Genomic DNA, 17237 nt, shown 5'->3' with positions numbered 1-17237 from the left:
CACAGTATATACTATGATGATTATCGATCTCATTGGAAACCATCATGATAAAACCCGCTATTACCGCTTGTTTGGTTATTTTCGGTCTTAGTGCTTGTCAAAGCAACAGCCACCAGGCTGAAGAAATTAACTTGTTAGGTAGCTGGTATATTGAATCTGCTCTTTCTGAAGCTGTAATTAATCATAGTCCAGCACAAATTACGTTTGCAGAAGACGGTAAATTATCGGGTAATAATAGTTGTAATCAGTTCTTTGGAGAGTATCAGCAAGACGATACACAACTTACCCTTTCCCCTGCTGGTACAAGTATGATGGCCTGTGTTGAAGTATTAATGAAACAAGAAGCTAGAGTCATGAAAGCCATGCCAATGGTCACAAATGTGGCTTTATCAAAATCGGGAAAATTACTGCTAAAATCAGAACAAGGTGCTAATTTATTAGTATTGAGCCAGCAGCAAGACTAGTTGCTACACGCTAAAGCACCATGACTTGGCTAATTAAGCTGAGTCCATACAAAAAGAGTGAAACCATGGCTTCACTCTTTTTTATTTCAATAAACTCAAATAATGACTTATGAATTGCTTTTCACATTTTCAGCAACTTTTTGCTGAATATCGACTTCGTTATGCTGAGCAATAAGAGCTGATTGCTCCATATCCGCATTGTAATGCTCAACGTCTAGCTCATCTTCTGAGCGAGCAATCACCGTCGTAGCAACTAAATCGCCTGATACATTCACTACTGTACGAGCCATATCTAAAATACGGTCAATACCCGCAATAATAGCAACGCCTTCCAATGGTAAGCCCACAGTGGTCAGTACTAAAGTTAACATCACTAGACCTGCACCTGGAACACCTGCTGTGCCAATCGATGCAAGGGTAGCAGTTAGCACAATAGTAATGTAATCCACCCAAGTTAAATCAATACCAAAAGCCTGTGCCACAAATAGCGCCGTTACACCTTGGTAAAGCGCGGTGCCATCCATGTTAATGGTGGTTCCTAGTGGTAATACAAAGCTAGAAATCTTCTTATTAACCCCTAAGTTTTCACTGGCACATTTCATACTTGCTGGTAGGGTGCCGGCTGAGCTTGACGTTGTAAATGCAACCGCCATTGCATTGCCAATTCCTTTAAAGAACTGCATCGGATTTAGCTTACCAAACACCGTCAGTACTACACTGTAAAAACCAAGAATGTGTAACGCACAGCCGATATAAACCGCCACAATGACTTTTATCAAAGGCAATAACATATCTAAGCCATACTCACCTGCGACCCAAGCCATTAAACCAAATACACCGTAAGGCGCTAACTTCATCACCATATCAGTGAGTTTGTACATTGCTTCAGCTAGACTTTCAAAAACACGAATAGCGGGTTTACCGTGCTCACCTATAAGCACTAACGAAATACCGAGTGCCACAGCAAACACAATCACTTGCAAAATTTGACCGCTAGCCAATGCCGCCACTGGGTTGGTAGGTACGATATTAATTAACGTATCCATCAATGTCGGCGCTTCTTTTACTTCGCTGACAATTTTTGCACCTTCAAGTCCAAGACCTGCGCCAGGTTGCATGACGTAGCCGACAAGTAAACCAATGCTTATCGCAATTGACGTAGTACCTAGGTAAAAGCCAAATGATTTAAAGCCAATACGGCCCATTTTTGCCGTGTCTTGCATTGATGTAACACCTACAATCAATGAGCAAAACACCAAAGGAACGATAAGCATTTTAATGGTATTAACAAACAAGGTACCAATAGGTTTTAGGTAACTGGCATCATCCCCTAAGGTGATCCCTGCAATAATACCTAGAACCATACCGATGAGGATTTGTAACCATAAAGGAACTGACATCCAACGAGACCAAACTCGACTTGGAAATGACGGTGCATGTTTTGACATGGAGTAAACCTTGCTTGTTTGCGATTGATGTAACTGACTAGTAGTCACGATGTATGAATATCTAGATGATGTCGTTATCAACGTTAAACAATGACACCATCAATAAACTCGGCCGACAAAATTCGGCGCCGCATACTAGCATACCTATTTAGGTTTAATAGATGATCTAGGTCAGTTTACACTGAGCTTCTATTCAAAATTCACTATTAGGCTTCAAATATAAATGTCGTTTCTTTATTGCCGATTTTGACAGGATATAAAGCTGCAGGGGGACATTCCCGTTCGATTAAATAACTCCAATAGTCATCATCAAAACCTGCAAGCCAGTTTGACTCCTCGCCTCTCGACTTTAAAATCAGCCACCACCACACCATTGCCCATAAGCCTAAAGTGGCTAAGGTTAGCAGGAAGTGTAACGGATGGTTAATATTGGGCTGTGCAGCCCCATTGACTGTAGTAGGATAAACACTATGACAAGGATTATTGACTCGATTAATTCGACTGGGATGTTTGATATATCGGTAAACTCTGAATTGATATTTTGACTTTATCATCACAACCTCTTGCACTGTCACATTGAATAATAAGCATAGCAGCTTAGACTTTAGTCGAATAAAAAATCAGCAACATTTTTACGATTCCCGATATAGGAAGGACAATGATAATAAGAAAAGGCCAAGCATCAGATTTAGCAGCATTAGTTGATTTTAACCAAGCGATGGCATTGGAAACCGAAAACCTCACATTAGATAATGAACGTCTTACAAAAGGCGTGAGCACGATGCTTAATAGCCCAGAAAAAGGCTTTTATCTTGTCGCTGAAGTTGATGGTCAAATAGCGGGATCATTAATGGTCACCCTTGAATGGAGTGATTGGCGCGCAACTAACTACTGCTGGATCCAAAGTGTCTATATTCGCCCGCAAAATCGCCGCCAAGGAATTTATGCCAAGCTTTATCAAGCTGTAAAATCACTTGCAGAGGAAATAGGCGGCGCTGCGAGTTTTAGATTGTATGTTGAGCACGACAACCACATTGCCCAAAAAACCTATCAATCACTAGGTATGGAGCAAAGCCATTATCTGATGTATGAAGAGATTGCAGAAGGTGCTGAAGAGTAGAGTTCTCTACACGCTGTTGTCAATGTGTACAAAATACAAAAAAGGCTTTCGTAAGAAAGCCTTTTAATCAAACCCGATTAAGCACACAAATTGGTGACTTTTATTGCAAGACCACCTTGGCTGGTTTCACGATATTTCACATGCATGTCTTTACCTGTTTCATACATAGTCGCAATCACTTTATCTAAGCTCACTCTTGGTTCAGAATTACGACGTAATGCCATACGTGACGAATTAATCGCTTTAACCGATGCGATTGCATTTCGTTCAATACAAGGGACTTGAACTTGGCCCGCTACGGGATCGCAAGTTAAGCCTAAGTTATGTTCCATACCAATTTCAGCAGCCATACAAACTTGCGCAGGTGAACCGCCCATTAACTCAGCTAAACCCGCAGCCGCCATAGAACAAGCGACCCCCACTTCACCCTGACAGCCAACTTCCGCCCCAGATATCGAAGCATTCCGTTTGTATAGCGATCCCACAGCAGCTGCGGCTAAAAAGTAACGGCTACATTCTTTTTCACCGACCTTCTGTATGAATTTGTCATAGTAGGCCAACACCGCAGGAATAATCCCTGCTGCACCATTGGTTGGCGAGGTCACAACACGACCACCAGCAGCATTTTCTTCACTAACAGCCAACGCAAATAAATTGACCCAATCAATGATTTCCATAGGATCGGTACTGGTTCGCTCACAGCGAAGTAATTCACGGTGCAAGGCTGGCGCACGACGTGACACTTTTAATGGGCCAGATAACACGCCTTCTGTATGACAACCTTTTACAATCGCATCTTGCATGGTTTTCCATACAAGATTAAACCCACTATACATAGCTTCTTCCGAACGGAAGCACAGCTCGTTTTGCTTCATTAATCCGCTGATGCTTAAACCTGAATCTTTGCAGTGTGCCACTAGCTCATCAGCATAATTAAAGTGATAAGGCACCTTAACGCCACTGGAATGACTTTGAGTAAACTCACTTTCCTCAACGATGAAACCACCGCCGATAGAGTAATAAGTATTGGAATAAACACACTCATCGCCAATCCAAGCATGTAACGTCATGCCATTTTCGTGCAATGGTAAGGTTGAGCGATGGAAAATCAAGGCATCACGAGGAAAATCAACATGGTGAATCGCATCACCTATAATGATTTCTTGGGTTTTCTCAACTTGGGTAATAAAAGGCTCAATACTATCAATATCAACCGTTTCAGGTTCATTACCCGCCAATCCCATGATGATCGCAATATCAGTATGATGACCTTTACCCGTTAATGATAATGATCCGTATACATCAACCGTGAATTTAGTAATTTGAGTTAGCTTGCCTTGCTCAATCAAGTCATCAATAAAACAATTTGCCGCTTTCATCGGCCCAACGGTATGTGAACTCGACGGACCAATACCAATCTTAAAGATTTCAAATGCACTAAACATATAATTTGCCTCAACGTTTACTGACCCTATCAGCAAACTAAAAACCGTAAGAAAGAGGAACCGTTATTGTTCCTCTAACCATGCTACACAACAGCCTTAATTATCAGAGTGTTAGCTCATTAGGCCGAATAAAATGGCTGTCATTGCCAATAAACCAGCAATCACAACAAACACATTACTGATGCGGCCACGGTAAGCTTTTAATGCAGGAACTTTATAAACGGCATACATTGGCATTAGGTATAAAATCGCCGCAATAATAGGGCCGCCCAACGCTTCAATCATGCCAAGAATACTTGGGTTAATAACCGCAACAATCCAAATACTGAAAAACATAAAGCCAAGAATAAATTTGTTGAGTTTGGCGTCTGATACTTCTTTATTGCTACTACGAAGTTGCTTAGTGATCATGCCTTTTAAACCTTCAGTTGCCCCTAAGTAATGACCAAAGAATGAAGAAATAATCGCAATGAACGCAATAATAGGACCAAAGTAACTAACAAATCCGCTTGAGTGAACGTTGGCAAGGTAAGACAGAATCGCTAAGTTTTGATCTTTCGCTTCAGCTAATTGAGCAGGGCTTAAAGACAATACGCACGAGAATACAAATAACATCACGAACCCAACCAGCATCATGGAGGTGTTACGTAAAATCACATCCGCTTTTTTCGAGGCATTATTGCCATGCTCACGTTTCAATGAAACAGAGAACTGTGAAATAGCAGGAGAATGGTTAAATGCAAACACTAATACAGGAATCGTCAGCCACACAGTCCCTAAGAACTCACCGGTAGAAGGCACAACTTGCAGTGCGTCCATCTTCCAATCTGGCATCAGGTAAAATGACATGAAAGCTAAAATAGCAACTAACGGGTAAACCAAAAACTGAGTCACTTTCAGCATGAATTTTTCACCCGCAACCATCACAGACATCATGCCAATAATTAACACTGCAGATAAAAGAATACGTGGCGGTGAAGCAAAGCCAAGTTGATTAACAATAAAACTATCAACAGTGTTGGTAATGCCAACACCATAAATAAGCACAATAGGGAAAATAGCAAAGAAATAAAGCACTGTGATCGCTTTACCTGCACTCACACCGAAATGTTCTTCAACCACTTGGGTGATATCACTACCTGGATTTTTAGAAGAACATACAAAACGAGATAAACCACGATGAGCAAGGTACGTCATTGGGCCAATGATAATCGCCATTAACACTAACGGCCAAAATCCGCCCATACCTGCATTGATAGGCAAAAATAAAATGCCTGCACCAACCGCGGTACCAAACAAGCTAAGCATCCAAGTCGTATCTTGGCGTGTCCAGCCTTTTACTGAAGTTTGCTCATCGTGAGCTGAAACTGCAACGTCCTGCGCATTGATTGAATCTCTTTGCATAATAATGACCCTATTAGGTATCTAATTTCACAACGGAGAATATAGAATTCTAAATTGTGAAATATGATCTAGGTCATTTTTTACCCCGACTCACAAAAATTTTAACGCTATTTGAGAGCAAAGTACGCAACTGGTACGATCAGTTATTCTAACTGGTAACACTTTAAGATAAATTGCTCAACAAAACACCTAATACAATAACACCTAATAAACCAGCAGCTCACACACAAGCAGGGCTTAGGCTATACAATCAATAACCCATATAACGATTGCCATGCTTAACATAATGCCTCAACTATCATCTCTCAAAGAAAGGAAATGACGACTACCCTGTCCTAAGAGCCAGAATCTCAGTTAAATTGATAGGTTCATCATATTGGCTAAATTCAGTATTTTTTTGATCGATAGCGTAAATGGACATGCGATCAGCCAGTTCATTACCTTCAATGCCGATATGAGCAGCCACATGTGCAATATCAATCTGGCCTTTAATTGCGTCATATAATTCGTGTGCTTGTTGTATCACTACAAGGTTAGCAATATCACCAGCAACTTTTCGCTTCCAACCTTTGGCTTTCCAACCATAGGCCCAGTTGGTAATACAATTAATGGAATATTGCGAGTCACTCAATATCTTGACGGTTTGATTATCGTTTAAGGCTTTTTCAGCCACCAATAACGCTTGATACAAGGCATTTAGTTCCGCACTATTGTTAGTGCCATTAGGATTAAATAACCCATACCAAAGCTCACTCACTTCACCTTGACGATAAACGGCCATTCCTGAACCTGCCTTACCAGGATTTGGCTCACAACCACCATCAGTAAAAACCATGACATCATGGCTGAAAAGATCAATATTCGTCGTCTTAATTGACTCTACTTTACTGGTACTTTGGCTGATACTTTTACCGCTCGCTTTTTTGCTAGCTGGCTTTCCAATACTATTTGAGGCTGCCCCCGCAAATGCCGCTTTAGCTTGCGCCTCAGTGGGGAACGACTTGTATTTGGCTTGAGGAAACTTATCCACCAACTTCTTGGTGTAATCCCAACTGGTAAAAATACCTGTCTCTCGACCTGACCAGACAACATAAAACTTCTTTGCCATGATGACTCTCTGTAAAATAGCGTAAGATACTTAATGCGCATCAGTGTAGCTTATGCCGCTACTAAAATAACTAATTGAATATAAAACTATGTCAAATCCTACTCAGCTTGAAACGCAGCCTCTGCATGATAAAAAATCAATTGGCGAGCAAACAATTGCACAACTGACCATTATTGTTGGTTCTAAAAATCCAGTAAAAGTGAATGCCGCCAAAGTCGCCTTCAGCCAATATTTCCCCCATCACCAAATACATTGCATTGGCAAACATGCTCCCTCTCTTGTTGCAGATCAACCCATGACCGAGCAAGAAACAAAACAGGGGGCAATTAATCGTGTTCAATTTTGTCAGTCTGAAGACTTAGCAAACACAATGGCAGAAACAAAAGCCGACTTTTACATCGCTATGGAAGGCGGGGTTGATCATTTTGATCATGGCCCAGCCACCTTTGCCTATATGGCCATCATTCATCAGCAGCAAATATCTATTGGACGCAGTGCACTACTGCCATTACCAGCTCAAGTGTATCAATCATTAAAACAAGGTGAAGAGCTTGGACATGTGATGGATCGTTTATTTAATACTGACAACATCAAGCAAAAAGGCGGTGCAATTGGTCTGTTAACACAAGGGTTAGCAACACGAGAAAGTATTTATACCCAAGCCATTATTTTAGCAATGGCCCCCTTTATAAATGCCGAGATATTCAACAGTTAATTTGCTAACGGAATATCAAGCTTTTGTTTAACGCAAAAGCTTGATAACTTCAAAGTAACTGCATTCCATAGGAGAAATAAATGGAATATCAACGCATTCCTCATACCAGTCTTGATGTCAGTAAGATTTGCCTAGGCACTATGACCTGGGGAGAACAGAACTCACAACAAGATGCTTTTGAACAACTCGATTACGCCCTAAGTCGCGGTGTTAACTTTATTGATACTGCCGAAATGTATCCCGTTCCGCCAAAAGCTGAATCTCAAGGCGAAACAGAACGGATTATTGGCCAATATTTATCTCAGCGTGGTAACCGCGATAACCTAGTGATTGCCACAAAAGTGTCTGCAGCAGGTGTTAAAAGCGACTTTATCCGACCTAATATGGCGTTAGATTGGGTAAATATTCATCAAGCAGTTGATGCATCGCTTGAGCGATTACAGGTCGATACAATTGATTTGTATCAAGTACATTGGCCAGACAGAAATTGTAACTATTTCGGCGAGCTTTTATATAACCATGATGAAGAAGAACATCAAACCCCCATTCTTGAAACATTAGAAGCGTTAGCTGAAGTCGTTCGCCAAGGAAAAGTGCGTTATATCGGAGTATCAAATGAGACGCCTTGGGGGCTGATGCAATACCTTCGCCTTGCAGAGAAACACGACTTACCTCGAATCGTTAGCGTGCAAAATCCTTATAATTTACTGAATCGTAGTTTTGAAGTCGGAATGTCAGAAATTAGTCACCGAGAAGAGCTGCCTTTACTGGCATATTCACCGCTCGCTTTTGGTGCGCTAACCGGTAAATATGAAAATAACCAGTGGCCAGAAAAAGCCAGACTGACCTTGTTCAAGCGATTTGCTCGCTACAATGCCACCCCAATGGCACTTGAAGCAACCCAAGCTTATATTGAGTTAGCTCGAGAGTTCAATCTAAGTCCAACACAAATGTCACTGGCTTTTGTAAATAGTCGTCGCTTTGTTGCCTCTAATATTATTGGCGCAACGACGCTAGATCAGCTTAAAGAAAACATCGACAGTCTTGATGTAACCCTTAGCCCTGAATTATTGGCAAGAATTGATGAATTGTCTTTACGTTACCGAATGCCTTGCCCTTAATAAACTGCTTAATCGTTCATGCTAGACTTGCAATAAGCGCCACTTTCTATGAAGATCGTGGCGTTTCTATTTAGGGCTTAGCCCAATTTCTATTTATCGACAATGCTTGAATCCCCGCGAGTTATTTAAGGTTGGCGTTAATAAAGTGAGTTTGCAATGACGAAAGCTTTTGAACATGATGCGATTAGAGCCCAATTTCCCACCCTATTTCAACAGATTGATGGGCAACCGTTATGTTATTTAGATACTGCGGCGACGAGCCAAAAGCCTCAGTCCGTCATCAATGCTGTGAATCAGTATTATCAACTAAGTAATGCCAATGTTCACCGCGCTGCTCATCAATTATCAGCTCGAGCAACCCGCGACTATGAGACAGTACGTAGCCAAGTTCAAGGGTTTATCAATAGCAATCGAGTCGATGAAATTATCTTTACTCATGGAACTACTGAGTCAATCAATATGGTGGCGCATGGATTAACTGCACAATTTGATAAAGACGATATTATCTTGGTCGATACAGCCGCCCATCATGCCAATATTGTTCCGTGGCAACAACTGGCAAAGCAAACTGGCGCCATCATTAAGCCAATTCCACTCAATAATGATTTAACGATCGATGTTGATGCGTATGAGCAGTTGCTGTCATTAGCCCCCAAATTAGTCGCCCTAACCCATGTGACTAATGCATTAGGCACAGTTAACCCGATCATAGAATTAACTCAAAAAGCCAAACAAGCAGGTGCCATCACCTTAGTTGATGGCGCGCAAGCCATCGCTCACTTTGCTATTGATGTTCAACAAATTGGTTGTGATTTTTATGTATTTTCAGGCCATAAAATGTATGGTCCAACAGGCGTTGGCATCCTTTATGGTCGCTACCAGATATTAAATGCCTTAACCCCGATGTTAACGGGTGGCGAAATGATCAAAACGGTCAGCTTTAACGGTACGGAGTTTGGTAGTTTGCCTAACAAATTAGAAGCTGGCACCCCAGCTATTTCTGCCGTCATCGGTTTAGGCGCTGCAATTAGTTTTATGAGTGACTTACCCAGTGATTTGGTTGAGCAACATGAGCAAACTTTACTGCACTACTTACAGCAACAACTGGCTCAGTTGGGTGACATAAGCCTCTATGGCGCTGGTCCTAATAATGTTGGAGTTGTCGCTTTTAACCTTGCTGGCGAGCATCATCAAGATGTGGGCATATTACTCGATCAGCAAGGTATTGCCGTTCGGTGTGGCCACCATTGCGCCATGCCATTAATGCAGCACCTAAACCTTAAAGGCTGTTGTCGTGCATCCATTGGTTTATACAATAATAAGCAAGATATTGACCTATTTATCGATGCACTTCGTAAAGTTAAAGAATTACTGTTATAACTTAACCTTTACTCGCTTAAACCTTTACAGCTTAACCGTAATAGTATTTAGTCATTCCCATTGAGGCCTATTTTGAATCACGCAGCATCAGAAAACATACTCGTTGATACGCCAGATAAAAGCTGTTTTATACCATTAGATGACAAGGTTTCTCAGGCTGTTCTCGCCATACAACAGGCAACAAACTGGCAAGATAAATATCGCCAAATTATGCTGGTAGGTAAGGTACTTGCTCCATTAAATGAAACGTTTAAAGTAGAAGCCTCTCAAGTGAAAGGATGTGAAAGCCAAGCTTGGCTATATCACTATCAAGATGCAGATAAACACTTTTTTTGTGCTGACAGCGATTCACGTATAGTTAAGGGTCTTATTGCTATACTGCTCGATGCGACTCACGGAAAGACCTCTGCTGAAATTACTTCATTTGATTTAGAGCGTTATTTTTCACATTTAGGGCTAAGTGGCCAATTAAGCCCGTCGCGTACCAATGGCGTAACCGCCTTAGCCAATGCTATAAAGCAATTTGCCGCAACATAATCAGCTTCACATGATTACAAGCGTCTAAAAAGGAAACCACATGACAACAAGCGCTTGTAACCAAAGCCGACGACAACTTCTCAAGGGCATTGCCGCCGCCAGTCTTCTCTGCCCGCTTTACAGCTCTTCTGTACTTGCGCAATCAAATAAGCGCCTTTATATCGATGGACTTAGTTTTCTTCCTGATAACCTTGATGATGTGCGCGCATCAAAACTAGATGCGTACATTTGTGATATTTCTGATATTGAAGCGATTACTCAGCCCGATGGCACCACAAACTATAAACGCAGTTATAAAGCCTGCATTGCCAGCATTAAAGAAGCTCAGCAACGGGTAATAGACAATCCAGATATTTTATTACAGGGTCTCAGTGGGCGTGATATTGCTAGCGCCAGGGCTGAAAAACGCACTGCGGTTTACTTTCAAATACAAGGTGCCGATTGTGTTGAAGATGATAACTTTTCAGGTGAAGGTCAGCAGTGGCAGCGCTTGAATGAGTTTCATCAGCACGGATTACGGGTATTACAATTAACCCACCATTACGGAAATCGTTTTGCGGGGGGCGCATTAGATAATGACGGCAACCAAGGGTTAAACAAACCGCTAACTGATGACGGTAAACAGCTCATTAGTGCACTCAACCAGCGTAATATTCTTATTGATGTTAGTCATTCCAGTCCGCAAACCGCGTTAGATACAGCCAAAGCGAGCCAAATGCCCATAGTACAAAGTCACGGCGCAGTGCGCTCTATTGTAAATAATGCCCGCTGTTCACCTGATGAGGTTATCAGAGCCATTGCAGATACTGGCGGCGTATTTGGGGTATTTATGATGAGCTTTTGGCTAACCAACGATCCTGTGCCCACAATTGATGATTATGTACGTCAATTAGATAGAGTTGCCAGAATCGGCGGGGTGAACGCTGTTGCGATTGCCAATGATTATCCGCTGCGAGGTCAAGAAAACCTGTTAGCGTTAGATAACAATAACGAAGAAGGTGTAAAGCAATACCACGAATGGTGGCAAAGTTTAGCAGCAAAAAATGTCTTGGGTTTTGAGAACCTGCCTCAGCACGTCGTGATACCGGAACTGAACCATATAGACAGAATGAGTCGAATTGATGATGCCTTAGCTAAAGCTCGCTATAAATCTAGCGATCGTGACCGCTTTTTAGGAGGCAACTGGCAACGCGTGCTTAATCAGGTGTTGATCTAACCCCCTTAATCAATGTTCAAAAATGCGCTAATACATGCCTAATGCTGGGTTAGTCCCCAGCATCATCTCCCCCCATTTTGCCTAATAGGCTATTTATTTTCTGACTAAATGACTAATAGGCTAAATAAGCAAATTTCTTTATTCCAAGAATCCCCCTTTAGAATAACGTTAAAATAGCAACCCTCAACGTTAATAAAACGCGAGTTGAAACAGTCATCTATATTTTTTCCTTTCAAAAAGAATCTACTTTCAAATGCCTCTGTATTAATTATTAATAATTCTAAATATCAAAAACAATCATTTCATTTTTTGAAATTCATTTTATATTGCAACATTTTTCATTGATTTAAATAATAACAATAAAATTTATACTTACATCACATTAATAGCAGTTTTTAATAGATTAAATATTGTTTGCTTTGATTTTTTATACCTAAACGATATAAAAACGAACATAGTAAGGCATATAGCACCCTTTACTAATTTAACACTATAAAACATAGACCTAGATCAAAAAACCACATAACAGAATGATGCAAAGCGCAAATTTAAACATCAAAAAAAGGATTTTCTGTGTATAAATTTACATAAAAATGACTGTCTCATATTCTAATAAAACAAAAGTTATTATTTACAAAAAACTTGTTATGAATATGAATTCAAGTACTTTAAAAACAATCTTTGGGCTATTTTTATATAGCATTTTAATCACACAAGTTAATGCTCAAGAGATGAGAACTGTTCATGGGAAAACCATGGGCAATAAATATAAGGTCTCTTGGACAGCAGAAAAAATCACACCAGCTCATATGGCAAACATTCGAGCACAAATAGAAACTCGTCTCGAAAGCGTCAATCAGTCAATGTCTACTTGGCGTGAAGATTCAGAAATCAGCCAAATTAACCAAACACCTAAAAATACGCCTATCACTATCAGTCGAGACATGAAATACGTCATGACAGAGGCACTGCGCATTGCTGAATTAACAAACCATACATTGGACGTAACTGTTGCGCCATTAGTTAATTTATGGGGGTTTGGGCCAGACGGTAAAGCAACCGAAGTCCCGACTCAAAAAGCCATCGACAATGCCAAGCAATACGTTGGGATCCAACATATTAAAATCGAAAACAATCAACTGACAAAAACAATTGATGGCTTAGAGATTGATCTGTCTTCAATTGCCAAAGGCTTTGGAGTCGATGTCGTTGCCGATGTAATGGAGCTGAATGGTATTCACAATTACCTTGTCGATATCGGTGGTGAATTACGAATAAAAGGACTTAACGCTGAGCAACAAGCATGGAAAGTCGGAATCGATAAACCTTTTGCTTACTCAACGGGGCAAATGGAAATTATTAATCCAGGAAATGCAGCCGTCGCCACCTCGGGGGATTACCGTAAGTACTTCGAGCAAAACGGCCACCACTTCTCTCATTTAATTGATCCACGCTCAGGTAGACCCGTTGCTCACACTGTGGTTTCAGCCACAGTAATTGAAAAATATTCGATGACAGCAGATGCATTAGCAACAGCATTTATGGTGCTCTCTGTCGAAGAATCATTGGCTATCGCCAATGAACACCAAATCCCAATCATGATCATTGAGGATAAGTTTGGCAAGTTGATTACTCACCATTCTGAGAGCTTTAAAAAATATATAAAAGAATAGTTATCAAACTATTAATAGGGGAAAAACGATGAAAAAAACTTTTAAATTAAGCGTTCTTTGTATCGCTATGCTTGGCCTAACTGCGTGTAGTGATGATGACACTGATACGTCAGGTCTTGAAAACCAAATTGAGCAATTAGAAGCTCAAAACGCTGAGCTAAATACTAAAAATACAGAACTAACAGCAGCAAATGATTCTTTAGTAGAAGACAATGCTAACTTAGTGACTAAAGCGGATGAATTACAAACTAAGGCCGTTGGTTATATTTCTACTTTTGCACACCAATGTGCTGAAGAAGGCGTTAACTTTGATTATATCGACCCAAATGCACCTGCAGATGAAGAGCCACTTGTAGCGGCATTCGCTTCTGCAATGGCATCTGATGACTGTATGAGCTGCCATAACTATGAAGGTAGCGACCCTGCTAATGTTCCACATGGCGATTACGGTACTTGTAGTAACTGTCATGATAATCCACATGATGAAACGCCGCCGGTAGATCCAGGCGATCCACAAGATCCAACGTTCCCACAACCTGAGCCAGATGACACATTAGTCGATGGTAAAACAGGTGCATCAGGTTCGTTCTACTACGGCACTGGCTCATTCTTAAATGCCGATTACCTAGCTCAACGCTTAAATGGCAGCATTTACAACTACGAGTGGAAAGAAGTGTCAGATGGTAGCGGCGCTAAAACACTGAAAACAGCTTGTGGCCTTCAAAACCGTGAATACATGGCAGACATGTTCCCGAACGATGGTAAAGAGTACCAATTAAGCGCAATCAAGAATCAAATGGGCGCTAAATTAGTCACTACAGTAAACAAGTTTACTGATGATGAAACAGCTGAAATGGTAGAAACACCAAACGTGGCGATTTTCGGCTACGGTATGAAGCTTGAAGACGACGGAAACTATTATGTTTCAATGAGTATCGGTAAAAACAATACTTGTTATAACGCTGTCACTGAAGGTGAAACTCGTTTAGCTTACTATGAATACTCTCCGATGCTTTCAGCCAAATTTGAGCGTAACATGGGTGCACGTATCTTAGGTACGATTGATTACGAGCGTACTGCACTTAAAGGCTTTGATTGGGTCACTGAAGTTCCTGGTCTAGGTGCTGGCGAAGACTTTACTCCATCAGATGTTGATTGGACAAAAGTAGGTGCATGTTCACTGGTTATTAAAGTTGATGGCATTATTCCACTAGGTTAATAACCCAAAGTAATACGATTACAATATATTTCGTTACTGTAAGCGCTTCTGCCACTCCCTCAGAAGCGCTTTTTTATGTGTACAAGTATGTGCTGAGCTTTTACCAACCACGCTTTGTAGCCTCTTCACAACGTCGTTAATTTACTCCCTGATACGCTATTAAATAGCATGTTGTTAAAAGCCATTTTGTAGTGGCTTTCAAACCGACAATTGAATCAACAGATCTATGCCAGAAACTCACGCAAGAGACTCATTCAAGAGACTCAACCGAAACGCTATATCGAGGAGCTATATTGAAAAGCTGTATTGAAGAACTTAAATGGAAGGCTTAAGTGAAAGGCTTAAGTGAAAGGCTTAAATAAGAAGCTTAAGCAAATCCGATGTTACCCATTAGACATAATTATCACTTCAGCCAAGTATGAGACATAAAAAAGCTGAAACCTCAGTTTCAGCTTTTGATTTTACTTTGTAACTTAATGGTTAATCACCAAAGTCATCAAGTAGAATATTTTCTTCTTCAACACCTAAACTTTCTAGCATGTTAATGACAGAAGAGTTCATGATTGGAGGGCCACACATATAGAATTCACAATCTTCTGGGGCTTTGTGGTCTTTAAGGTAATTCTCAAGCAGCACCGTATGAATAAAGCCTGTGTAACCTTGCCAATTATCTTCCGGTAAAGGATCTGACAGTGCGACATGCCATTCAAAGTTTTCATTTTCAGCTGCTAATGTATCAAAATCATCTTGATAGAAAATTTCTCTCGCAGAACGTGCACCATACCAGAATGACATCTTACGTTTGGTCTGCTTACTTTTGAGCTGATCAAAGATATGTGAACGCATGGGTGCCATACCTGCACCACCACCAATAAACACCATTTCAGCATCGGTCTCTTTAACAAAGAACTCACCAAATGGTCCTGAAATCGTGACTTTATCACCCGCTTTCAGATTAAAAATGTACGAAGACATTTGTCCTGGTGGTAAATCATTTGTTGGCGGAGTAGCAATACGTACGTTCAACATAATGGTTCCCTTTTCATCAGGGTAGTTGGCCATTGAATACGCACGTAAAACATCTTCATCGACTTTTGATACTAAGCTAAATAGATCAAAACGCTCCCAGTCATCTCGATATTGCTCAGGTATATCGAAATCAGCATATTTCACTTCGTGAGCTGGTGCTTCAATTTGAATGTAGCCTCCAGCTTTAAAGTGAACCTCTTCACCTTCAGGTACCTTTAGCAGTAACTCTTTAATAAAGGTGGCTTGGTTATTGTTTGAGACGACTTCACATTGCCACTTTTTAACACCAAATATCTCTTCGTCTACTTCTAGTTCCATGTCAGTTCGCACAGCAACCTGACAAGCTAAACGACAACCTTCTTTAGCTTCTTTTTTCGTTATGTGGTCAAGTTCAGTAGCCAGAATATCTCCGCCACCAGACTTAACTGTCACACGACATTGGCCACATGTGCCACCACCGCCGCATGCAGACGGAATAAAAATATTCTGTCCAGCAAGGGCGCCTAACAATTTGTCACCAGCTGGAGTGCGAACACTCTTATCAGCCTCACCATTAATCCCAATGGTGACATCGCCAGTGTTAACTAACTTACTTTTGGCGAATAAAATTACCATTACCAGCAAACTTACCACGATGGTAAACATGCCTATGCCGATTGCCATTTCCATTAAATGTACCTTCTCAACAATGTGTCATTACTCAGAGAATTCGAGTTCACTTTTGTCACTATCTTTTTTGCCAGCATTACAGCGTGATACCAGCAAATGACATAAACCCTAGCGCCATTAATCCAGTGGTAATAAAGGTAATACCGATACCTTGTAAGCCAAGTGGAATCGCATGGAATTTCATCCGCTCACGTAAGCCCGCTAACAAGATAATCGCCATTGCCCAGCCCACAGCACTACCACCAGCAAACACCATAGATTCAACTAAGTTGTAATCGCGGTTCGCCATAAAAATTACCCCAGCAAAAATGGCACAGTTTACTGTTAAAAGTGGTAAGAAAATCCCCAGAGACTGGTACAAGGTTGGAATATAGCGCTCTAAAAACATTTCCAAAATTTGTACTAACGCTGCAATAACCCCAATAAAGGTAATCAACTGTAAGTAACTAAGGTTTAACTCAGGAAAGCCAGCCCAAGCTAATGCACCTGGCGCAAGTACGTTAACGTATATGACCTGGTTTAACGGCACAGCCAGCATCATCACCACGATAACGGCAATCCCTAAACCGAAAGAAGTCGACACTTTCTTAGATACAGCAAGAAACGTACACATACCTAAGAAAAAAGACAGCGCCATATTGTCGATAAACGCAGCTTGAATAAATAAATTAATATAATGTTCCATTGCC

General features: G+C 40.9%; 16 protein-coding genes. 9 read left to right on the top strand and 7 right to left on the bottom strand.

The genetic code is table 11. The features are described from left to right. Window positions 1-44: 44 nt before the first annotated feature. Window positions 45-464 carry an META domain-containing protein gene (locus tag AN944_RS13515; RefSeq protein ID WP_055025152.1) on the top strand — a complete coding sequence of 140 codons (420 nt, stop codon included), beginning with the start codon at window positions 45-47 and terminating at the stop codon, window positions 462-464. 107 nt (window positions 465-571) lie between these two features. On the opposite strand, the gene AN944_RS13510 is transcribed toward AN944_RS13515, so the two are convergent. Both AN944_RS13510 and AN944_RS21780 read right to left on the bottom strand, forming a co-directional pair. Beyond that, the gene (locus tag AN944_RS13510; RefSeq protein ID WP_055025151.1) at window positions 572-1912 is read right to left on the bottom strand and encodes a dicarboxylate/amino acid:cation symporter; all 1341 of its coding nucleotides are present in this window, start codon (window positions 1910-1912) and stop codon (window positions 572-574) included. 206 nt (window positions 1913-2118) lie between these two features. Beyond that, on the bottom strand, window positions 2119-2466 hold the full coding sequence (locus AN944_RS21780) for a hypothetical protein (RefSeq protein WP_174567610.1): 348 nt from the start codon (window positions 2464-2466) through the stop codon (window positions 2119-2121). A 104-nt stretch (window positions 2467-2570) separates the two neighbouring features. Here AN944_RS21780 and AN944_RS13500 point away from each other — a divergent pair, with 104 nt between their 5' ends. Next, window positions 2571-3032 (top strand): GNAT family N-acetyltransferase, encoded by a 462-nt coding sequence (locus tag AN944_RS13500; protein ID WP_055025150.1) that lies wholly within the window; start codon window positions 2571-2573, stop codon window positions 3030-3032. A 77-nt stretch (window positions 3033-3109) separates the two neighbouring features. On the opposite strand, the gene AN944_RS13495 is transcribed toward AN944_RS13500, so the two are convergent. The 3 genes from AN944_RS13495 to AN944_RS13485 all read right to left on the bottom strand — a co-directional run bounded on the left by AN944_RS13495 (window position 3110) and on the right by AN944_RS13485 (window position 6989). Then, window positions 3110-4477 (bottom strand): L-serine ammonia-lyase, encoded by a 1368-nt coding sequence (locus AN944_RS13495; protein WP_055025149.1) that lies wholly within the window; start codon window positions 4475-4477, stop codon window positions 3110-3112. A 111-nt stretch (window positions 4478-4588) separates the two neighbouring features. Continuing rightward, window positions 4589-5881 (bottom strand): serine/threonine transporter, encoded by a 1293-nt coding sequence (locus AN944_RS13490; protein WP_055025148.1) that lies wholly within the window; start codon window positions 5879-5881, stop codon window positions 4589-4591. Between the two features lie 325 nt (window positions 5882-6206). Next, window positions 6207-6989, bottom strand: a complete 783-nt coding sequence (locus AN944_RS13485; RefSeq protein WP_055025147.1) for a ribonuclease H family protein — start codon at window positions 6987-6989, stop codon at window positions 6207-6209. An 88-nt stretch (window positions 6990-7077) separates the two neighbouring features. Here AN944_RS13485 and yjjX point away from each other — a divergent pair, with 88 nt between their 5' ends. The 7 genes from yjjX (at window position 7078) to AN944_RS13450 (ending at window position 14850) form a co-directional block, all read left to right on the top strand. Beyond that, complete coding sequence (yjjX, locus tag AN944_RS13480; RefSeq protein ID WP_055025146.1) at window positions 7078-7704, top strand: inosine/xanthosine triphosphatase; 627 nt, start codon at window positions 7078-7080, stop codon at window positions 7702-7704. An 80-nt stretch (window positions 7705-7784) separates the two neighbouring features. Next, a complete protein-coding gene (locus AN944_RS13475; protein WP_055025145.1) occupies window positions 7785-8825 on the top strand; it encodes an NADP(H)-dependent aldo-keto reductase in 1041 nt (346 codons plus the stop codon). Window positions 8826-8981: 156 nt separating this feature from the next. Then, complete coding sequence (locus tag AN944_RS13470) at window positions 8982-10205, top strand: cysteine desulfurase (protein WP_055025144.1); 1224 nt, start codon at window positions 8982-8984, stop codon at window positions 10203-10205. A 129-nt stretch (window positions 10206-10334) separates the two neighbouring features. Then, window positions 10335-10742 (top strand): SufE family protein, encoded by a 408-nt coding sequence (locus AN944_RS13465; protein WP_235530915.1) that lies wholly within the window; start codon window positions 10335-10337, stop codon window positions 10740-10742. A gap of 40 nt (window positions 10743-10782) precedes the next feature. Continuing rightward, window positions 10783-11958: a membrane dipeptidase gene (locus AN944_RS13460; RefSeq protein ID WP_055025143.1), complete on the top strand. Its 1176-nt coding sequence runs from the start codon at window positions 10783-10785 to the stop codon at window positions 11956-11958. A 755-nt stretch (window positions 11959-12713) separates the two neighbouring features. Beyond that, window positions 12714-13631: an FAD:protein FMN transferase gene (locus AN944_RS13455; protein ID WP_160319088.1), complete on the top strand. Its 918-nt coding sequence runs from the start codon at window positions 12714-12716 to the stop codon at window positions 13629-13631. A 28-nt stretch (window positions 13632-13659) separates the two neighbouring features. Beyond that, on the top strand, window positions 13660-14850 hold the full coding sequence (locus tag AN944_RS13450) for a hypothetical protein (protein WP_055025141.1): 1191 nt from the start codon (window positions 13660-13662) through the stop codon (window positions 14848-14850). A gap of 480 nt (window positions 14851-15330) precedes the next feature. On the opposite strand, the gene nqrF is transcribed toward AN944_RS13450, so the two are convergent. Next, complete coding sequence (nqrF, locus tag AN944_RS13445) at window positions 15331-16548, bottom strand: NADH:ubiquinone reductase (Na(+)-transporting) subunit F (protein ID WP_055025140.1); 1218 nt, start codon at window positions 16546-16548, stop codon at window positions 15331-15333. A gap of 76 nt (window positions 16549-16624) precedes the next feature. Continuing rightward, window positions 16625-17233, bottom strand: a complete 609-nt coding sequence (gene nqrE, locus AN944_RS13440; protein WP_055025195.1) for an NADH:ubiquinone reductase (Na(+)-transporting) subunit E — start codon at window positions 17231-17233, stop codon at window positions 16625-16627. Window positions 17234-17237: the final 4 nt, after the last annotated feature.

The organism is Shewanella sp. P1-14-1, from assembly GCF_001401775.1.
Taxonomy (GTDB): Bacteria; Pseudomonadota; Gammaproteobacteria; order Enterobacterales; family Shewanellaceae; genus Shewanella; species Shewanella japonica.
This window is presented reverse-complemented; position numbering and strand designations above follow the sequence as displayed.